We start from the raw sequence: 2,834 nt of genomic DNA, 5'->3' as shown, positions 1-2,834 counted from the left end.
GCAACCAGGTGACCTGGCTCGCCATGGAGACGCAGCGGGACGTGGACACGCCGGAGCTCGCGCAGCTGCGCGCGGCCGGCGTGCGCCTGGCCCCCAGCGCGCCGCGGCGCATCGATTGCGGCGTCGGCGACGTCGGCGTGCGGGTGGAACTGCAGAACGGCCAGGTGCTGGAATTCGACACCCTCTATCCGGCGCTGGGCCTCGAGCACCAGTGCAGCCTGGCCACGGCGCTCGGCGCGCGCTCGCGGCCCGACGGCCAGCTGGAGGTGGACGCGCACCAGCAGACCACCGTGGACGGCCTCTATGCGGCCGGCGACGTGGCGATGGACCTGAACCAGATCACGGTGGCGGCGGGCCATGCCGCGATCGCCTCGACCGCGATCCACAACCGGCTGTAGCGGCATGAACCTGGTCGTCGTCGACGCTGCAGCGGAGCTGGGCAAGCCGCCCTCCGGCTGGCGCCGGCGCACCTTCGAGATCGTCTTCGAGTCCGACACGCCCGAGGGCCGCTTCTTCGACAAGTGCATCGTCGCCGCCATCCTGGTCAGCGTGGTGGTGGTGATCGTCGACAGCGTGCCGGCCTTCCGCACCCGCTGGCGCACTGCCTTCGACGTGGCGGAGTGGTTCTTCACCGCGCTGTTCACGGTGGAGTACCTGGCGCGCATCGTCAGCGTGCAGCGGCCCTGGCGCTACGTGCGCAGCTTCTTCGGCATCGTGGACCTGCTGTCGGTGCTGCCCACCTATTTGGCGATCCTGCTGCCGGCGACGCACGCGCTGATCGACGTGCGCATCCTGCGGCTGCTGCGCATCTTCCGGATCTTCAAGCTGACCGACTACATGCTGGAGTACCAGCTGCTGGCCGACGCGCTGGCCGCCAGCCGGCGCAAGATCCTGGTGTTCCTCTCGGCGGTGCTGATGGTGGTGCTGATCCTCGGCACGCTGCTGTACGTGGTGGAAGGGCCGAAGAACGGCTTCACCGACATCCCGACCTCCGTCTACTGGGCCGTCACGACCATCACCACCGTCGGCTTCGGCGACATCACGCCGCAGACCGAGGCGGGCCGCTTCATCGCCTCGGTGATGATGCTGATCGGCTGGGGGACGCTGGCCGTGCCCACCGGCATCGTCACCGCGGAGATGACGGCGCGCCGGCTGCCTCTGCACGGTGGGCCTGCGCACGGCGGGCCCGAGCGCGCATGCGGCAAGTGCGGTGCCGGCGGCCATGCCGCCGATGCACGCTACTGCCGCATCTGCGCCGCGCCACTCGTCCACGGGGTGCGGGAAAACGCGAAGCCGCCGCCCGCCGGCCTGCGCTAAGGTGGCGACCCCTTCTTAGAACGGAGAACTTCATGCGTAAATCGTTGGTCCTCATCGCCGGTGCCTTCCTGGCCGTCTCCGCCTGGGCCCACAACTGCCCGAATGAAGTGAAGGCCATCGACGCCAAGCTGGCCACCAAGCCCAACCTGACGAAGGAGCAGACGGACAAGGTGATGAAGCTGCGCAACGAGGGCGAGCAGCTGCACAAGGCCGGCAAGCACGCCGAGTCCATGAAGGAGCTCGGCGAGGCGAAGAAGATCCTCGGGATCTGAGCGCTCCCGTCGCCCCCGCGCACGCGGGGGCCCGGGGCGGCGCCGTCAGGCGATCTCGGCCCCGCGCTGCGCGAGCAGCTCGCGCAGCACCGAGCGGTGGCAGTGCTGCTCGTCCTCGCAGTAGCAGCCCACCGCGAAAGAGGTCTGGTGCGAGAGGGCCGCGAGCATGTCCAGCACGCGGCTCGCATCGGGCTCGTTCATCTGGCTGCGGTACTTGCGCTTGAACGCAGCCCATTCCTTGTCCGTCCGGGCGGCCTGGCCTTCGGCCATCAGCTCCGCGCTGGGCGCGAGATTGGGCAGCCAGGTGTCGTAGTAGTCGCGGCGCGCGAACTCCTCCTTGGGCACGCCCCGCGGCGGCCGCCGCACGGTGCCGATGCGCAGGCCTTCGCCGGGAGCGCGCGGGGTCCCGAGGCGGACGATACGGACAGGCATGCCGCCGAGATTAGCAGAGGATCAGGTGGCCCCGGTATTCTTCAGCCCGAGCACGTCGACGCGCTCGATGGAGGGCGGCTTCGCCAACAGTTCGTCCGCCTTGGCCATCAGCGCCTGGGCGATCGGCCCTTCCAGGTGGTTCTGCACCCCCTGCTGGTCATGAAAGGCGTCGAAGATGCCGAAGGTGCCGGGCGCCAGCCGCAGCGCGAACCAGATCGGCGTGGTGGTTTCCTCCAGCGCCATGCGCAGGCCGGCCTGCAGGAAGGCGGCGACTTCCTCTTCCTTGCCGGGCTTGGCTTCGAGCCGCGCGAACAGGGCGTACTTGATCATCCGATTGCTCCTGGTGGGGAATCGCCACGACGGCGACGGGGGAGACTGTAGGCACGCGCACGGTGGCGGGGGAACGGCCAGAATGGACTTGTTTCATAGCGATCTTGCCAAGCCATGCGCATCGCCATCCTGGTTCTCGACGGCGCGTTCGACACCGGCCTCGCGGCCGTGATGGACGCCTTCGCCACCGCCAACGAACTCGCGCAGCTGCAGGGCGTCACGTCGCTGCGCTTCGACGTGAACCTGGTCGGCGTGCGGCGCCGGGTGCGCACCGCGCAAGGCATGCAGGTTCCGGTGGCGCCGGTGGAGGATTGCGCCGCGCCCGACTGCATCGTCGTGCCCGCCATCGGCGCCAAGATGCCCGGGCCACTGGCGCAGGCGCTCGAGCGGCGCGACGTGCGCGAGGCCGGCGCGGCACTGCAGGCGTGGCATGGCGGCGGCGCGCGCGTGGCGGCGGCCTGCATCGGAACCTTCGTGCTGGCC

At 69.8% G+C, this 2,834-nt stretch carries 5 protein-coding genes and 1 pseudogene; 4 read left to right on the top strand and 2 right to left on the bottom strand.

The window, feature by feature from the left end:
* The 3 genes from VFM98_RS17735 to VFM98_RS17725 form a co-directional block, all read left to right on the top strand.
* On the top strand, window positions 1-398 hold a 398-nt coding region (locus VFM98_RS17735), incomplete at its 5' end, for an FAD-dependent oxidoreductase (protein WP_325111227.1).
* 4 nt (window positions 399-402) lie between these two features.
* On the top strand, window positions 403-1,317 hold the full coding sequence (locus VFM98_RS17730) for an ion transporter (protein ID WP_325111226.1): 915 nt from the start codon (window positions 403-405) through the stop codon (window positions 1,315-1,317).
* A 32-nt stretch (window positions 1,318-1,349) separates the two neighbouring features.
* Complete coding sequence (locus VFM98_RS17725; RefSeq protein ID WP_325111225.1) at window positions 1,350-1,589, top strand: hypothetical protein; 240 nt, start codon at window positions 1,350-1,352, stop codon at window positions 1,587-1,589.
* 45 nt (window positions 1,590-1,634) lie between these two features.
* On the opposite strand, the gene VFM98_RS17720 is transcribed toward VFM98_RS17725, so the two are convergent.
* Window positions 1,635-2,021 carry a DUF488 domain-containing protein gene (locus VFM98_RS17720; protein WP_325111224.1) on the bottom strand — a complete coding sequence of 129 codons (387 nt, stop codon included), beginning with the start codon at window positions 2,019-2,021 and terminating at the stop codon, window positions 1,635-1,637.
* A 21-nt stretch (window positions 2,022-2,042) separates the two neighbouring features.
* The gene (locus VFM98_RS17715) at window positions 2,043-2,351 is read right to left on the bottom strand and encodes an antibiotic biosynthesis monooxygenase (protein ID WP_325111223.1); all 309 of its coding nucleotides are present in this window, start codon (window positions 2,349-2,351) and stop codon (window positions 2,043-2,045) included.
* Between the two features lie 114 nt (window positions 2,352-2,465).
* Here VFM98_RS17715 and VFM98_RS17710 point away from each other — a divergent pair.
* Window positions 2,466-2,834 (top strand): annotated as a pseudogene (locus VFM98_RS17710) (AraC family transcriptional regulator); the annotation flags it as partial.

The sequence above is a fragment of the Ramlibacter sp. genome (assembly GCF_035706265.1).
GTDB lineage: Bacteria > Pseudomonadota > Gammaproteobacteria > Burkholderiales > Burkholderiaceae_C > Ramlibacter.
The sequence above is the reverse complement of the archived record's forward strand: the minus strand, read 5'-3'. Positions and strand labels throughout refer to the sequence as shown.

What these genes read in the sequence shown, in the direction of transcription:
- VFM98_RS17715 (WP_325111223.1), bottom strand. Translation starts at nt 2,351, where the DNA reads ATGATCAAGTACGCCCTGTTCGCGCGGCTCGAAGCCAAGCCCGGCAAG.
- VFM98_RS17725 (WP_325111225.1), top strand. Translation starts at nt 1,350, where the DNA reads ATGCGTAAATCGTTGGTCCTCATCGCCGGTGCCTTCCTGGCCGTCTCC.
- VFM98_RS17720 (WP_325111224.1), bottom strand. Translation starts at nt 2,021, where the DNA reads ATGCCTGTCCGTATCGTCCGCCTCGGGACCCCGCGCGCTCCCGGCGAA.
- VFM98_RS17730 (WP_325111226.1), top strand. Translation starts at nt 403, where the DNA reads ATGAACCTGGTCGTCGTCGACGCTGCAGCGGAGCTGGGCAAGCCGCCC.